Here is a 15963-nt window from a genome sequence, read left to right as displayed (position 1 = left end):
TTACGCATAGAAAAAAGCCGCAGTCGACGCAAAATTGCGTGGACTGCGGCTTTTTTCTCATTTCCTAGAACCTGTACTTTCTCTTCTGTGACTTGAGCTCTCCGTAGCGCAGGCGGTCGAGATCCCAGATTGAACCCATGACCTTTTCCATAGGGGAGTCGGCCTCGACAGAGAAGACGGGAGCGACGTCCTCTTCGGGGAAGACGAGGAAGGAAGCTACCTCCTCGCCGTTCTGGAAGAAGATCTCGATGGCTGTGCGGTCAATGAAGATGTTCATGGCGAGCGAATGATAGGTGTAGAGCTTGAAGCTCCGCACGCCGCGCCCGCCGAGCTTCATACCCTCGCGGCTGACCTCGACGATGTCCGTCTCGCGGTTGTAGCTGACCTTCACCTTTTCCCTGCCGTAGCGAAGCTCGATCTTGATGCGCTGGGCGACGCCCATGACGATGTTCATGAGGATCTCCGAGCAGTAGGCAAGCTCCGTCTTGAGGGACGGCATGGCGCGTCCCGAGAGTTCGCGCGCGCTCCTCGCTACGCGAAGCGCCTTGAGTTCGGGCGCGGGTCTTGAGAAAATCTTGCCCTGCTTGAGCGTCAAGACGCGCGGCAGGGTCAAGGTGTGCATCCAGCCGTGCTCTCCCGTCGGATAGTCCTCATCCTTGTGCGGCATGCTCAGCCAGCCGAAGAGCAGCGCACGCCCCTCGTGCACGCCCACATGCGGCGCGAAGAAGTCGAAGCCGCGGTCAAGCTCATGGAATTTGCCGTGGATCATCTCGCGTCCCGCAAGAGACAGATGCCCCACGATGTAGCCCGACTGGAAGAGGTTCTGCCAATCGAATTCGCGATCAGAGAGGCCGCGCGGCGAGAAGAAGAGTACGTCGTGCTTGCCGAAGGAGAGGAGCGCAGGACATTCCCAGACCTTGCCGAAGAAGCCGAGCTGGGTTTTGAGCTCACCAGCAAATTGGAAGAGTCCCTTCTCCTCGCGGTAGAGCAGAAGGCAGCCGCGTGCGTCGTCCGTGGGCGCCGCCTGTGCGCCGAGGAGCGCGTAAGCATGGCTGTCGCGCACGAAGAAGTGTGGCCCCTGGAAGAGGTCGGTATAACCCTCGGGCTGTTCCTTGATAAGCACCATGTCTTTGCGGATGACACCATCTTTCGTCATGGTCCCGAGAATCTGGCGGTTTGCACGCTTTCCCTCTTCCTCGCGTCTGCCCGTGTAAAAGACGCGCAAGTTCCCGCCGTTGATGAAGGCGCAGCCGGAGCCGCAGCCGTCGCGGTCGTTGTCGTCCGTCGGCCACAGGACGAGCTTTGGATCGGTCCAATAGACGAAATCGCGCGTCTTGAATTCGACCCAGCCCTTGTTCTTGTCCTCGGTAGAAAAGGGATTCCACTGGCAGAAGAGATGGTACTCGCCCTGGAAGAAAACGAGGCCCTTCACACTGCCTGTGAAGCCGAATGGCAGTTCCAGATGAAAGCGGTTGCGCCAGCGGTGACCCGCATGGTGCAGCTCGTCCTTCAAGCGGGCGTCAAGTTCCTTCTTGTCGTATTCCATCGTGTCCTCCTAGGTCTATTGCATGCGTGAGAGATTGCCGAACTTCGTGAACTGTTTGAGGAACGTAAGATCGACGGTGTCGACGGGGCCGTTCCTGTGCTTGGCGATGATGACTTCCGTGATGTTCTTGTTCTCCGTCTCGGGATCGTAATAATCCTCGCGGTAGAGGAACATGACGATGTCGGCGTCCTGCTCCAAAGAGCCGGATTCGCGCAGGTCGGAGAGCATCGGACGCTTGATCTGGCGCGACTCGACGCTTCTTGAAAGCTGCGAGAGCGCGATGACGGGCACGTTCAGCTCACGCGCGAGCGCCTTCAAGGAGCGCGAGATCTCCGAGATCTCCTGCTGGCGGTTGTCTCCGCTCTTGCTCGCGCGTCCCTGCATGAGCTGCAGATAGTCGATGACGATGAGAGAAAGCCCGTGCTCGGCCTTCAGGCGGCGCGCTTTCGAGCGCAGTTCCATGACGGTGATGCCCGGTGTGTCGTCGATGTAGAGCGGCGCGGCGGAAAGGCGGTTCGCCGTGTCGATGAGGTCGCCCCACTCCTTTTCCTCAAGCTCGCCGACGCGCAGGCGCTGCGAGTCGATGCGCCCTTCCGAGCACAGGAGACGCTGCACGAGCTGCTCCTTGCTCATCTCCAAAGAAAAGAAGGCAACGGGTTCTTTCGCGCGCAGCACGACGTGCGCCGCGATGTTGAGCGTGAATGCCGTCTTGCCCATCGAGGGGCGTGCAGCGACGAGGATGAGGTCGGACTTCTGAAGCCCTGCCGTCAGATGGTCAAGCTCCGTAAAGCCCGTCGGCAGTCCCGTGATGCTGCCCTTGTTGTTGTAGCGCAGATCGATTTGTTCCAGGGTGTCGAGAAGGATGTCCTGCAGCGGCACGAAGTCCTTGCTGCGCTTGCCCGAAGCGACTTGGAGGATGCGCTTTTCCGCGCTGTCCATGATGTCCTCGACTTCGTCGGCGCTCTCATAGGCGGCGCTCGCGATCTCCGTCGCGGCGTTGATCAGCGAGCGAAGCTGCGCTTTCTCATGCACGATGCGTGCGTGGTAATGCACGTTCGCCGCCGTCGGCACGGAGTTCGCGATCAGAGAGAGCGCGGGGATGCCGCCGATCTTCGCGAGCTTGTCCGCCTTCTTGAGCTGCTCGGTCAAGGTCACGAGGTCGACAGGCTCCGTGCGCTCCTTGAGTTCCATCATGGCCTCGAAGATCAGACGATGCGTCTCACGGTAGAAGTCGTCCGCCGACAGTTCCTCGGCGGCGGTCGTCACGGCGTCGGGCTTTAAGAGCATTGCGCCGAGAACGGCCTGTTCGGCCTCGATGCTTGCGGGCGGCATGCGATCCATTTCAGACGGCCTCCTTTGGCTTTTCGAGTGATGATTCAGCGGAGTTTTTCGTGTCGATCATCGCGCTGTCGGCGCGGTCTCTTTCACTGTCTTGCGGCTTTTCGAGTTTCAGCCGCAGCGGCTCGCCGTCCGCCTCGGGCGCAAAGAGCACGGCGAAGGCTTCCTCCGCCGTCTCGACGGCGTGGATGTCAAGCCCCAAGTGCCCCTCGGGGATGTCCTTGTCGTTCTCCTTCGGGATGACGAGCGTCCGGATGCCCGCCTGCTTCGCGCCGTACGCCTTTTCAAAGACGCCGCCGACGGGGCGCACGCGTCCAGCGAGCGAGATTTCGCCCGTGACCGCGACGTCCTGCCTGAGCGGCTTCTCTGTCACGGCGCTGACGAGCGCCGCGAGGATCGCCGTGCCCGCGCTCGGGCCGTCAATGTTGCCGCCGCCGATGACGTTGATGTGCACGTCGTAGTCGTGGATGCTCTTGCCCGTCAGATGACGAAGCACGGAGGCCGCGTTGAATACGGAGTCCTTCGCCATGCTGCCCGCCGTCTCGTTGAAGCGCACCTGTCCCTTGCCCTTTTCCTCGGCGGGGAAGACGACGGCCTCGATCTCGATGACGGAGCCAAGGAATCCCGCGACGCCGAGTCCGAAGACGTGTCCGACCTCGGGTTTCTTCGAAGCCTTCTTCGTCACGAACTGGTAGAGGCGGCTGACCTGTGCGACCTCGTAGATGTCTGCCTTGGAGATCTTGACGTCTTCGCCTTCTTTTGTGCGCGAGAGCGCGAGGCTGTAGGCGTCGGCGAGGATGTTGATCGCCTTGCGGCCTTCCGTCGTATACTCGCTGATGAGGCGCACGACTTCCTCTGCGACCTCGACCTTGAGCTTCTTCGCCGCATTCTGCACGATCTCCTCGATGTGCTTGGGCGTCAGAGGCTCGAAGTAGATTTCCGCGCAGCGCGAGCGAAGCGCGGGGTTGATGTGCGAGGCGTCGCGCGTCGTCGCGCCGATGAGCACGAAGTCAGCCGGTGCGCCCTCCTCGAAGAGCTTCCGAATGTAAGGCGGCACCTTCTCGTCCGTATGGTCGTAGTAGGCGGACTCGAAGAAGGCACGCTTGTCTTCGAGCACCTTCAGGAGCTTGTTCTGCAGCATTTCGTCCATCTCGCCGATCTCGTCGATGAAGAGGATGCCGCCGTGCGCTTCCGTGACCATGCCGGGCTTCGGCTCGGGGATGCCGCCGTCGGCGAGGTCGCGGCGCGCACCTTGATAGATCGGATCGTGCACCGAGCCTAAGAGCGGGTTCGTCATGTCGCGCGAATCCCAGCGCAGCGTCGTGCCGTCCGTCTCGACGAAGGGCGCGTTCTCGGCAAAAGGCGAGTGCGCCTCCTTCTTGACGGCTTCGAGGACGATGCGTGCCGCCGTCGTCTTGCCGACGCCCGGAGGTCCGTAGAGCAGGAGGTGCTGCGGGTAGGGCGAGGCAAGCTTCGAGGCGAGCGCCTTGACGGCACGCTCTTGGCCGATGACCTCTTCGAGCGTCTTGGGGCGCAGAAGCTCCATGACGGACTGCGTGAGGTGAACCTTTTCGAGCGCTTCAAGTTCCTCGCGCTTCTTCGCCGCCTGCGGCGACTCGATCGCGCTCTTCTCGTCCTTCAAGACCTGCATGCGGATGTCCTGCACATAGTCCTGATGGTTCTCTTCAAGCTTTTCTTGAATCTTCTGCTCGATCTTGTCCTCCATGCTGCGCCGCGCCATGATGTCGGCGATGCGCTCGGAAAGCTCGACGAGGATGGCGGGAATCTCCGACTCCGTCGGCACGCGCTCGATCGTCGGGTTCTCGTAAACGATGCGCTCAAGCGCAAGAACGCGCTCGCCGCGAACGGGCGAGCGCATGAGGCGCATGGCATCCATCTTGCCCGCCTTGATGACGAGCCTGTCCGATCCCGCCTCGTCGGCGAGAATCGAATAGAGCGCGTCGATCTCGCGGTCGAGGCGCTCTGTCGCCGCATCGGCCTGAGGTTCAGGTGCGGGCGTTGCAGGGCTTGAGAAAAGACGCTTGAAAAATTTCAGCATGATACCTCTTTCCTCTTCATTCGGCGACGACGAGAACGCGGATCGTGCTCTGAATCTCGGGATGTACCTTGATCACTGCCTCGTATTCGCCCGCGCCCGTGACCTCGCTCTTCAGAGAAATCTTGCGGCGGTCGACGTCGATGCCGTGCTCCTTGGCGAGTGCGTCGGCGACGTCTTTTCCCGTGACCGAGCCGAAGAGCTTGCCGCCTTCACCGATGCGTACGGCGACCTTGACGCTGACCTTTTCGAGCTGCGCGGCCAGAAGACGCGCTTCGTCGGTCGCCTGCTGCTTCTTCCTTGCGGCGGAATTCGCCTTCTGCTTCGCCGTCTCAAGGTTCGCCGCTGTCGCTTCGACGGCGAGCTTCTTGGGCAACAGGAAGTTCCTGCCGTAGCCTTCCGAAACCTCGACGATGTCACCCTTGCTTCCGACCTTCTTGACGTCCTGCTGCAATATCACTTTCATCTTTATCATTCTCCTCTATATGTTTCTCACTGATGGCGATGGCGCGCTCCTCGATTGAGGCGAGCGGCTCGCCCTTGACCTGTGCGCCTGCGACGTTCTGATGGCCGCCGCCGCCGAAGCTTTCCATGATGACCTGCATGTTCAGCTCGCCCGTTGAGCGGGCGCTGATGCCGACGGTGTCGGCATCGAGCTGGAAGAAGACGAGGCTCATGCGCACGCCCTCGATGCGAAGGAGTGCGTCTGCGACTTGGCCTGCGATCGCCTGCACGTTCGGAATGACGGCAGGGAATCGCGCCGTGATGAGTCCGCCAGGGAAAAGACGCGCTCCCGCTTTCGCTGCGGACAGCGCCTTCTCCGTATCGAAGTCCGCGCGGAACAGATGTCGTACGACGACGGGATCCGCGCCTCCTCGCCGAAGGTAGGCCGCTGCTTCGAAGGTGCGGATGCCCGTCTGCACGGTAAAATTCTTCGTATCGACGACGATGCCTGAATAGAGCGCTGTCGCCGCGAGGCGCGAGAGCACGAGGTCGTCGCTGAAGTACATCAGAAGCTCCGTCACAAGCTCGCTCGTCGAGCTCGATGCCGGCTCGATGTAGACGAGCAACGGCGACTTGATGAAGCTTTCGCCCGAACGGCGATGGTGGTCGATGACGATGACCTGCGCGATGCGCTCTAGGAGCACGGGCGCGGCGACGAGGTGCGGGATGTGCGTGTCGACGACGAAGAGCACGGGATTCAAGGAATCGATCGTATCCAAGTCCTCGGCACGAATGAGCAGGCCCTCGTATTCGGGCGCGTTCCGCAAAAGATCGGTGAGCTTGTCGATGCCCTCATTCATATCGCTCAAGACGATATGAACGGGCTTTTTGAGTTCGTGCGCCATCTTCGCCACGCCGATCGCTGCGCCGAAGCAGTCGAAGTCCTCGTTGTGGTGCCCCATGATGAAGACTTCGTCGGCATTCTCGATGATCTCGCGCACGGCGTGAGCGACGACGCGCGCCTTGACGCGCGTATGTTTCTCGACCGCCTTCGCTTTGCCGCCGAAGAACTGGTTCTTGCCGCCCATGCGCACGGCGACTTGGTCTCCGCCGCGCCCGAGCGCGAGGTCGAGTCCCGCCTGCGCTTCTCGGCCAAGCTCTTCCATCGACTGCTCTTCCGCGACGGCAAGCCCCATGGAAAGCGTCAGCGGCAGGCGGTTCGTACTTTGCAGGTTGCGCACGCGGTCGAGGATATCGAAGTGCTCCTCGATCGCGCGGTCGAGGGATTTTCGCTCCAGCACAGCGACGTAGAGATCGTCGCTCACGCGGCGCATGAATCCGCCGAGTCCCTTGAGCCATTCGTCAAGACGGCGGTTCGCCTCGAAGAGCAGCGCCGTGCGCTCCGCCTCTGAAAGTCCCTGCATGACCTCGTCGAAATTGTCGATTTGGATGTAGGCGAGTACGGCGCGGCTGTTCTTGAAGAAGATGCGCATCTCCTCGTATTCCGTCCAGTCTTCCACGTAGAGCGCCATGAGGCCCTGGATGTCGTCCGACGTCACGATGGGGCGGTAGCGCACCTTGTAATAGTGCGTTTCATGGGCGAACACATACTCGCCCGACGCGCCCCAGATTGGCTCTAAGATGACGCCCGGCCAGAAATCCTTGAGGGAAAGTCCCGGCTCGGGATTCTCCCCCAGATACTCTTTGGCGATACTGTTCGTCCAAGCGATGCGCCCCTCGGGGTTGACGATGACGACTGCCTGCGGCAGTCGCTCGATCGCGAAGTTCGTCACCTCACTGACGTTGCGCACGACGTCGCGGCAGTAGGAGTCGAAAGCGGAGTGCCGTGCACGGCAGCGCTCACGCGCGAAGAGCGCGACGAGCAGCCAGACGACAAAAGCGATCGAAGCTACATAAGTGTTGTAATAAGACAGCACCAAAACGAGTGCCAGCAAAGCGGCGAGGTGGACGCAGGCGTCCACCCACGCCGACAGATTTCGGGGCAAGAAAGCCACCTCCTATGAGATTGGAAAATGCCGCTGGGACGGCATCTCCTAGCGCCGACGGCTGAAGCGGCGGCGGTAGTCGAAGTACATATCGAAAAGCCCCGTAAAGGCGATGAGCTGCATGAGAAATGCGCTCAAAACGGCGAAGGCGACGAGCGTAAAGCGCCAGAAGCGTCCGATCTTCCAGTGGTCGGCCACATACCACAAGAGCGAAAAGCCCTGGATGAGACCCGCGAACGTCGCGATGATATCGCCGTTGAGCGACGCTTCGTAGAGAAGAGAAATGTGTCGCGTGCCGCCCCAGTAAAGCCCCACGAGGGAAAAGCCGAAGAGGAAGAGGAAGTAGACGGAAAAGCGCCACTCGCGAAACGGTGGCAAGGACGGCATCTTCTGACCAATACGAGAGAATAGGACGCCCGCGGCGACGAAGTTCACGAGGACAGCGAGAGCCGATTCCACGACGAAGATTGTCGGTGCGATCAGAGAGACCGTCTCGACGAGCGAGGCGACCTGCTTCTCCAAAGCCTGTGTCTCGGTCGGCGTAAGGCTACCGCTCGACTGCATGGCAGAGCCGAGTCCCTGGTACGACTCGCGCACAGCTTCGATAAAGGGCGCCAGCGGGTCAACGCCGAAGATGAGCGCTGCAAAGAGCAGCGAGACGAGCGTGCCCGAAAGCGAGATCACGAGGCCCCACTTGATGAGGCGCACTGCCTCCCATTTGCGGCGAAGGCCGAATCCTAAGAAGAACGCCAGCGGCACGACGAGAAAAAGCGTATGCAGTGCCCCCAGAGCGCCGAGCACGGCGTAGTAGAAACCGGCCGCAAGGACGACGCTGGGCACGGCATAGACGTAGCCATGGCGCACGATCAAGACGACCAGCGGCGCTGTCCAGCCCAGAAGAAAGACCACGCCCAAAACCGGCAGAAACGGTGCGGCAAGCGCAAAGAGAAACGCCATGATGAGGAGAGCCCAACGCTCCTGCCCCGGCGAGATCTGTCGCATCGTCATATTCCATCCTCTCTGAATCAAGCCGACGCTCTTTTCAAGCCGCGGCTATTTTTGTCGCGATACTCTATTATAGCAGAAAAGGCGGCGATTGTTAAACATTATATATAGCGGGAGCAATAGTGGCGAGATTGAAGCTACACCTGAGCATATCTATGTGAGAAGTCACAGCTCAACGCACGCGCTCGGAGAGCGTGAAGATCAAAAGAGCCGTCCAGATGCAGGCGCAGGCGGAGAGCTGAGCTGCGCCGAAAGGCTCGTGGAAGAAGAATACGCCGAGGAGAAGTGCGATCGTCGGACTCAGGTATTGGAAGAAGCCGAGGACGTTCAAGGGCAGGAGGTTCGCGCCGTAGGAGAAGAGGATGAGCGGCGTGGCGGTGGCAGCGCCGGAGCCGATGAGGAGCAGCATTTCACGCGGCGTCGCCAGGCTGAACTGACTCGTCGGCTCACCTGCTAGATAGACGGCGTAGGGCAGGAATATGGGCAGTACGAGCAGGGTTTCGAGCGTGATGCTTGAAAAGGGATGCAGCGCGAGCTTCTTCTTCAGTGCGCCGTAGAGCCCGAAGGTCAGGGCGAGCACGAGCGCGACCCACGGCAGTTTGCCGATCTGCACGGTCATGAGCACGACGCCGCAGAAGGCGAGGAGGACGCTGACGCGTGCGGACGGCGTGAGCCGTTCCTTGAAGAGCACGACGCCGAGCGCGACGTTCATCAGCGGAGTGCTGTAGTAGCCGAGACTCGTGTCGATGACGTGACCGTTATTGACCGCCCATATATAGGTCAGCCAGTTGATGGTGATGAGGATCGAAGCGCCGAAAAGGAGCAGCGCACGCCGTCGGTTTTGACGGAGTGCGCTGCAATCCTGGCAGAAGTTCTGCCAGCGTTTGGAGACGGCGAGGACGAGCAGCATGAAGACGAACGACCATGAGATGCGATGCGCGAGGATTTCAGCGGCGGAAGCCGCAGTGAGGAGGTTCCAGTAGAGCGGCAGAAAACCCCAGATGATATAGGTGGAGAGGGCGGCGATCATGCCGCGCTTTTTTTGTTCCATAGGATGAAAAACTTCTTTCTGTTTTGTGTGAATGGGATGATCAGTGCGCGTGCGGCGCCGTTTGGCGATCCATCGCAGCCATGAGCCTATCTACGGGCAGCACCTTCAAGAGGGCGAAGCAGATCAGGCACTCGGGAACGAGGTACGTCGCGTTGAAGGTCAGCGAGTAGACGAGGGGGCTTGTGCCTGCGGGAGCGTAGGACGCGAAGAATACGACGCCGCTCACGATGTGGCAGAAAAAGCGCGCGAGGAAGGCGAGCGCCGTCGACGCCATGCGGTGTGCGGGAAAGAGTGCGGCGAGCGAGAGCGCCATGTAGGGCAGCGGGTAGTCGAAGAGCACCTGCACGGGGTGCAGCAGATAGGGATCCTGCATCATGTTGAAGATGCCGTAGAGGAAGCCGGCAAGGCAGCCTGTACCGACTCCATAGCGATAGGAAACGAAGAGTAGCGGCACCATCGCACCGAGCGTCACGCTGCCGCCCTGCGGCATGTGGTAGAGGCGAAACTGGTGCAGTATGACGGTCATCGCGAGCATGAGGGCGATGGTCACGATCATCGGCGTCGTGAGCCGCACGCGCCTGAAGTAGAGGTGCGAGAGAATCGCGAAGAGCACGGCGATAAGCGCGATGAGGCTCGCCGGATGCTCAAGAATGGCTGAGATGTTTTGCAGCAGAGTGTCCATATTTATCCGTCCTTTCATTGTTCTCTTGCCAACAGTACGTCGAGAATGATATTTGTATCACAGAGTGCCTTCATGACGCTGCAGACGCTCCTTTCGTATAGACTCTGTATCTAGATCTGCAGGAGCCTCTTTCAAAAGTCCGAGCAGGGGGCGTCGTTTTCTTAATTATACAATTCGTCCCTCACGAAAGCAAACGAAAATCCCTTGAAGAGCCTTTTCGTTTATGCGATAATGGAGAGCACACAAAGGATGGTGGATTTATGGCGGATTACGTTGGAGGAAGACCGACGAATCGGATTCAAGGTCTCGATGCTCTGCGCACCTTGGCGATCGTCGGCGTCACGTTGTTTCATATATTTCCCGATGTGGTGAAAGGAGGATACCTCGGGGTATCCTTGTTTTTTGTTTTGACGGGGTATCTTCTCGCCTATACGACGGAGCGAGAACGGTTCGCGGGCGAATTTTCTCTCGGACGCTATTTTTTGAAACGCCTTTTGCGCATGTATCCCGCTCTCGTCGTCGTGCTCCTCGTGACTCTCGGCGTGTATTCCTTCGTGCTTCCCGAGACGGTCATGGACATGCGCGAAGAAGTCCTTTCCGTCGTGCTCGGCTATAACAACTGGTGGCAGATTGCTGCGCACGCCGACTATTTCACGCGCATCGCCAATGCATCGCCGTTCACGCATCTGTGGTTCATGGGCATCGAGCTGCAATATGCATTCATCTTATGGCCGCTGCTCTTTCTTCTTTATACGCTTGCCTCGCATTGCTTGGGGAGAGGGGCGGGCATAGCGATCATCGCCGCGCTCGGTTTGGGGACGGCGTTCCTTATGCCGCTTTCGTATCAGATGGGGGCAGATGTGACGCGCCTTTACTATGGCACGGATACGCGTGTCTTTGCGCTCCTCTTGGGAGCGGCGATGGGGCTTTGGCGTGCGGGGACTTCTGCGGCGAAGAAGAATCCGCTTTGGCGCGAGATCGCAGAGTTCGTCAGCTTCGAGCTTCTGCTCGTCGCCGCCCTCTTCGCGTGCGTTTTCCTCGACGGCGCGAATCCGCTGCTCTATCGGGGCGGCATGTTCCTTGTGACGCTTCTGTTCTGTCTTTTGCTCGCGATCACGGCGGATCGCGGCATGACGATTGGCAAGTTTCTTGATATGCGCGTCTTTCGCTGGATTGGCACGCGCAGCTATGGCATCTTTCTCTGGCAGTACCCCGTGATCTTCCTGTTTCAACAAAAGGGCTGGGAAGCGATGCCGTATTTTGCCGCGTGGGAGATCGCCGTCATCTTGCTGCTCGCCATGTGGACGGAGGCGTTGACGAAGAGCATCGGCAGGCGTGAACTGCCTGCGTTCGGCAATCGCCTCGTCTATGTGCAGGGAGCGTGCTTTCTCGCCTTCACTCTGTGCGGCGTCTTTTTGATGGGCTTCGGTTGCAAGGGGCTTGCGGCGCCTGCTGGCTACAAGGCGGAAGCGCGCGCGCAGCTCAATGCACGTCTTGAAAAGAATGCAGCAGAACTCGCGCGGCAGAAGGAAGAAGCTGAGAAGGCAGCGGCGGCAAAAGCCGCAGAGGACAAGGCGGCACGCATGAAGGCGGTGGATCTTTCAGGCGTCGCCTGCATCGGCGATTCGGTCATGCTCTCTGCGGCGGAAGATTTGCAGAAGGCGCTGCCCGGCTGCGCGGTCGATGCGGAAGTCTCGCGCTATGTGGGCGGCGGAATCGAAGCCGCGCAAAGCCTTGCGGCGCAGGGCAGGCTCGGCAGCATCGTCGTCGTCTCGCTCGGCACGAACGGGCCACTCGCTGCCGGCGAGCGCTATGTGGAACAGACGCAGGGACTTTTGAAGCTTTTGGGATCGAGCCGCCGCATTTTCTGGGTTAATGTATACGCGCCGCACCTTTCGTGGCAGGATCCGAACAATGAATACATCCGAAAGATGGCCGCCGAGAATAAGAATGTGACAGTCATCGACTGGTATGGACTCGTATCGAAGCACCCCGAATGGCTCTCGGGCGACGGCGTGCATCCGAACGACGCGGGGACGGAGCAGTACGCAAAGCTCGTGCACGATGCGCTGGCGGAAGCGTTGGCGAAGTGAGATTTGCTAAGAAATATGAGATAAGAAAAGGATTTGAGAAATTTTAGTCGAATTTTACAAGGCGTAGAGGGTTTTTATGGTTCTATTTGTGAGGTGTTTTGGATGAACAAAATTTTCTGTGTTTTACTTATGGCGCTTTCTGTCTGCAGCATCTGTGCGGCTTCTCCCGCAGAGACAGGCATGCAAAATGGCGCGAAAATCGCCGTGGTTCAATATCTCAATTCTTCGGAGGAAAAACAGGGATATGTGGACGAAACGGTGGCGGAAAAGTACACGAACTACTTCTCGGCGGCAGGTTACATGGTCGTGCCGAATGCTGAAACGCAAAGCGCCCTCTCAACGACTGGCTATACGACGGAGGACGAGGAGCTTCCCGACAAGGATCAGATGAAGGCCGTTGCGGAGGCGACGGGCGCAGACTACGTCGTGGCAATGGAAATTGCCGAATTACACGCTTCGCGCCACGAGTCATTTTTTCAGGTGAAGGTCACGGTGAAGACGAAGCTCGCGTACAAAGTTTATGCGGCAAAAGCAGACAAGCTGTACGCCTTCAAGACGACGAGTTCGGACGATAACAAGACGGTATTTGGCGGTGTCGGATTCAAGTCCCCGATCGTCAATGCGCTGACGGATGCGATGGAGAAGGGAAATGCAAAGATTCAGTCGTTTGTGGCAGAAAATAGCGGCGTTGACCTTGCGCAGTGAGGCGTGGGGGCATTTTCTGTGCCTTACGGGTCTTGTTGCGTGCTTGATGCTGCTTGCACATCTTGCAGAGGCTTCTGCGCCGGAGGGGGTGGAAGAAGGACATGCCTATATCCCCGCTGGCACGGAGCTTTCCCTTCGCTTGGAGCGAGAGGTGTCATCCAAGGATGTAAGCGAGGGAGATTTTGTTCCCGTCGTCGTGCTCGGTGACTTGCGGTTGAACGGCGTGGTGGTGATTCGCTCGAAGGCGGATGTGCGCGCCGTTGTCGCAAAGAACCGCCCTGCTGGCGTATATGGGCGCTCGGGTCTCCTCGTGATAGAGATGAAGTCTGTGCAAACGGAAAACGGAATCACGGTTCCACTGCGCGGCACGGAAGAAAAGAAGGTCGCCCATCACGACAATGCTCTCACACAGGGGGTTGTCGGCGGCCTTTTCATCAAGGGCGCGCAGGCCGTTTACAAGAAAGGTTCATTCTTTACGGCTGTCGTCGATACGGATGTCGATCTGGGCGTTTCCAAGGAAGATTTGGCTCAGGTCATGTGTGAGCAGGAAAAGGTCGCTGCAGCGCCGTGAACATACAAGGCGGAAGAATACGAGAGAGGACGCAGGGCGTTCTCTCTTTTCGCTTGTGACTCTGTTGCGAGATGATTTTGGCAGGGAGGCGTTTTTATGTGGAAGCTCTTTTCCTTTTTGAAGATGTTTCGTGAAGATTTGCTCGTCATGATGGTGGCACTCAAGGATTCTCGCACGCCTGTAGCAATCAAGGCGGCGTTTCTCATCGGACTGTTCTACTGCATCAGCCCGATCGACATCATTCCAGATGCCATTCCTGTTCTCGGCATGGTCGACGATGCGGTGATTTTGCCGGCGGCGGTCTTCGGTCTGATCCGCTTTCTGCCGCCACACGTGCGTGCGGATGCACAGGTGAAGGCTGAGCGACTCGGACGACGTCTGCCGTACATCGTTGCACTCGCCTCAATTGTACTTATCGCGTGGATCGCCTTGATCGTCTGGGGCATCGTGGCGATCTTTCGCTGACTATTATACGGTATAGGGATGCATGGATTTGGGCGGCTCATAGGATTATGGGCTGCTTTCTTTTTAGAGGGAAGGATTTTCTCATCCGGCAGAGAAAGATACTCTTATAGTGAAACAAGAAGATGATTTTTCTGTAGTTGCAAGGAGATGAGATTTATGGCCTTGAAAAAATGTGTGGGATGTGGCATCCCATTGGGGAGCGACGCGAAATATTGCCCGCAATGCGGTATGACACAGCCCGAAGAGTGCAAATGTGCACACTGCGGCGCCGCTGTGCAGGCAGGTATGTGCTTCTGCCCTGAATGCGGACAGGCTGTTTCTGAAGGAACGACACAGCAGGCGTCGCAGGCGCAAGCACCAGGTGTACCGTCTGCACCGCCGACTGATGAACAGCCGATGCCTCGCCCGACCAATATTCCGCCGCTTGGCATGCGAGGAGACGCTTTCGGTGACGGGGCAAGTGCAGCGGGGGCGGCCGGAGCTTTGGTCGGATGGAAGGAAAAGCTTCTTTCCTTTGAAGGCCGATTGAATCGCAAGCCGTACGTTTTGCGCCTTCTGGCCGTCTGGTTTGTCAGTTCCATTATCGTGCAGATTGTTTCCTTTATCCTCGGTCTAATTATCGCTAAGATTGCTGGAAGTTCGGCTGAGCTTGGTATAGTGCTCTTGATCTTCCTCTATGCGGTCATCTTCGTCTTATATATTCCAGCAACGGTCATTAGCATTTCCTTAGAAATCCGTCGTTGCCACGACAATGATTGGTCGGGGTGGCTCGTCCTTCTCGGTTTCGTGCCGCTTGCGAATATTGTTTTGGAGTTGTTGCTCCTCTTCAAGCCCGGCACACCCGGTCCGAATCGTTTCGGTCCAGACCCACTGCAGTGAAAGGGGTTGTTCTTTATGAAGAGATGTGTGATGCTTTCATTGATTGCCGCCCTGTTGCTTGCAGCGAATCTCTGCTCGGCGGCGCGTCTGCCTGATGCGGATTATGCGCTCGGCGGCATAAAGTTCGGCGCTGATGCGGACTATGTGAAAAATGTCTACGGGGAGCCTGATTGGGTCGATTATCATGAGGGAACGCCATATTCTGGTGATATCCCGCTTTGGATTTATCACTACGGCGATTCGTTCGTTGTGGCGATTGAGGCCACGCGGATGAGTGTATCTTCCATTATGACTACGGCAAACAACGGCATCGCGACGCCGCGCGGCATCCATGTGGGCAGCACACTGACGGATATACAGCGCGCCTATGGCACATTGCCACAGGGGCACAAGGAAAATCAAGGCTACTGCTATTCCTATGGTTGGGGGCTGATCTCGCTGGATTTCTATGTCGATGGCAAAGGCAAGGTCTATAAGATCTGGACAGGATATTCCGACTGAGCATACTTCTGGTGCATCAATCGGCGGGCGGACTTTCCACTTTTTAAAAAAAGGTGTTGACAGTCCGTCCGCTTTCGTGTATCATACTATTTGCTGTTGCGGCGAGTGACAGCAAGACGCTCGAAAAAACTTCAAAAAAGTGCTTGACAATCCCTCGTGGATGAAGTACGATAGTCGAGCCGCCTGTGAAGAACGAGCGGCGAACAGCCGAAGCAATTCGGCGGTGTTCCTTGAAAACTAAACAATGCAGAAATGAATCATCTATATGATTCAAGCCAGATGTCCATCAAGAGAAATCTTGATGAAACATCGATTGTGAACTACAATTGTAAAAGCAATCGACAATTTCTTTATGCGGTTCGAAAGAATCGTATCCAAAGATAAAAAGAGCCAATTCGGCTCTCTGCAAACTGAATGCAAAGTTCTCTGCATCCAATGCAACCATGTTGGATGTAGAGAAAAAACGCAGGGATTTTTTCGCTAGGCAAGGAACGGCGAAGTCGCGACCCGGAAGCGCACTCGTGTGCGCTGAGGAAACGCGACGAAGCCGTGACGCAGCATAGCGGAAAAAGACCAAGTTTTTTCGGAGAGTTTGATCCTGGCTCAGGACGAACGCTGGCG

15 protein-coding genes are annotated in these 15963 nt (G+C 58.0%); 6 read left to right on the top strand and 9 right to left on the bottom strand.

What is annotated here, in order from left to right; translation table 11 throughout:
• Positions 1–64: 64 nt before the first annotated feature.
• The 8 genes from RWS31_RS10040 to thiT all read right to left on the bottom strand — a co-directional run bounded on the left by RWS31_RS10040 (position 65) and on the right by thiT (position 10128).
• Complete coding sequence (locus tag RWS31_RS10040) at positions 65–1546, bottom strand: glycoside hydrolase family 32 protein (protein WP_314598043.1); 1482 nt, start codon at positions 1544–1546, stop codon at positions 65–67.
• Positions 1547–1561: 15 nt separating this feature from the next.
• Positions 1562–2887, bottom strand: a complete 1326-nt coding sequence (dnaB, locus tag RWS31_RS10035; protein WP_314598042.1) for a replicative DNA helicase — start codon at positions 2885–2887, stop codon at positions 1562–1564.
• Position 2888: 1 nt separating this feature from the next.
• The gene (gene lonC, locus RWS31_RS10030; RefSeq protein WP_314598040.1) at positions 2889–4943 is read right to left on the bottom strand and encodes a Lon family ATP-dependent protease; all 2055 of its coding nucleotides are present in this window, start codon (positions 4941–4943) and stop codon (positions 2889–2891) included.
• Between the two features lie 16 nt (positions 4944–4959).
• On the bottom strand, positions 4960–5406 hold the full coding sequence (gene rplI, locus RWS31_RS10025) for a 50S ribosomal protein L9 (protein ID WP_006193949.1): 447 nt from the start codon (positions 5404–5406) through the stop codon (positions 4960–4962).
• Positions 5357–7390, bottom strand: coding sequence for a DHH family phosphoesterase (locus RWS31_RS10020; RefSeq protein ID WP_314598039.1), 2034 nt, complete (start codon positions 7388–7390; stop codon positions 5357–5359). Before RWS31_RS10020 ends, rplI begins: the two co-directional genes overlap by 50 nt.
• Before the next feature lie 48 nt (positions 7391–7438).
• Positions 7439–8398 (bottom strand): YybS family protein, encoded by a 960-nt coding sequence (locus tag RWS31_RS10015; protein ID WP_314598035.1) that lies wholly within the window; start codon positions 8396–8398, stop codon positions 7439–7441.
• A gap of 169 nt (positions 8399–8567) precedes the next feature.
• Complete coding sequence (rarD, locus tag RWS31_RS10010) at positions 8568–9446, bottom strand: EamA family transporter RarD (protein WP_314598033.1); 879 nt, start codon at positions 9444–9446, stop codon at positions 8568–8570.
• 40 nt (positions 9447–9486) lie between these two features.
• Entirely contained in the window at positions 9487–10128 is a 642-nt protein-coding gene (gene thiT / locus RWS31_RS10005) for an energy-coupled thiamine transporter ThiT (RefSeq protein WP_314598031.1), read from the bottom strand.
• A gap of 260 nt (positions 10129–10388) precedes the next feature.
• On the opposite strand from thiT, the gene RWS31_RS10000 reads away from it, so the two are divergent.
• From RWS31_RS10000 to RWS31_RS09975, 6 genes are all read left to right on the top strand, one after another.
• Positions 10389–12221, top strand: a complete 1833-nt coding sequence (locus tag RWS31_RS10000) for an acyltransferase family protein (RefSeq protein WP_314598029.1) — start codon at positions 10389–10391, stop codon at positions 12219–12221.
• A 102-nt stretch (positions 12222–12323) separates the two neighbouring features.
• Positions 12324–12926: a hypothetical protein gene (locus RWS31_RS09995; RefSeq protein WP_314598027.1), complete on the top strand. Its 603-nt coding sequence runs from the start codon at positions 12324–12326 to the stop codon at positions 12924–12926.
• Complete coding sequence (locus tag RWS31_RS09990; protein WP_314598026.1) at positions 12889–13497, top strand: hypothetical protein; 609 nt, start codon at positions 12889–12891, stop codon at positions 13495–13497. Before RWS31_RS09995 ends, RWS31_RS09990 begins: the two co-directional genes overlap by 38 nt.
• 96 nt (positions 13498–13593) lie before the next feature.
• The gene (locus RWS31_RS09985) at positions 13594–13962 is read left to right on the top strand and encodes a DUF1232 domain-containing protein (protein WP_314598024.1); all 369 of its coding nucleotides are present in this window, start codon (positions 13594–13596) and stop codon (positions 13960–13962) included.
• A 156-nt stretch (positions 13963–14118) separates the two neighbouring features.
• Positions 14119–14841 (top strand): zinc-ribbon domain-containing protein, encoded by a 723-nt coding sequence (locus RWS31_RS09980; RefSeq protein ID WP_314598022.1) that lies wholly within the window; start codon positions 14119–14121, stop codon positions 14839–14841.
• A gap of 30 nt (positions 14842–14871) precedes the next feature.
• Positions 14872–15342, top strand: coding sequence for a hypothetical protein (locus tag RWS31_RS09975; RefSeq protein ID WP_314598020.1), 471 nt, complete (start codon positions 14872–14874; stop codon positions 15340–15342).
• 286 nt (positions 15343–15628) lie between these two features.
• On the opposite strand, the gene RWS31_RS09970 is transcribed toward RWS31_RS09975, so the two are convergent.
• Positions 15629–15963: hypothetical protein (locus RWS31_RS09970; RefSeq protein WP_314598018.1), on the bottom strand; the 335-nt coding region annotated here is incomplete at its 5' end.

It is taken from the genome of uncultured Selenomonas sp. (genome assembly GCF_963528755.1).
Lineage (GTDB): Bacteria > Bacillota > Negativicutes > Selenomonadales > Selenomonadaceae > Selenomonas.
Note: the sequence above shows the minus strand (reverse complement) of the source record. Positions and strands in the feature narration are given on the sequence as shown.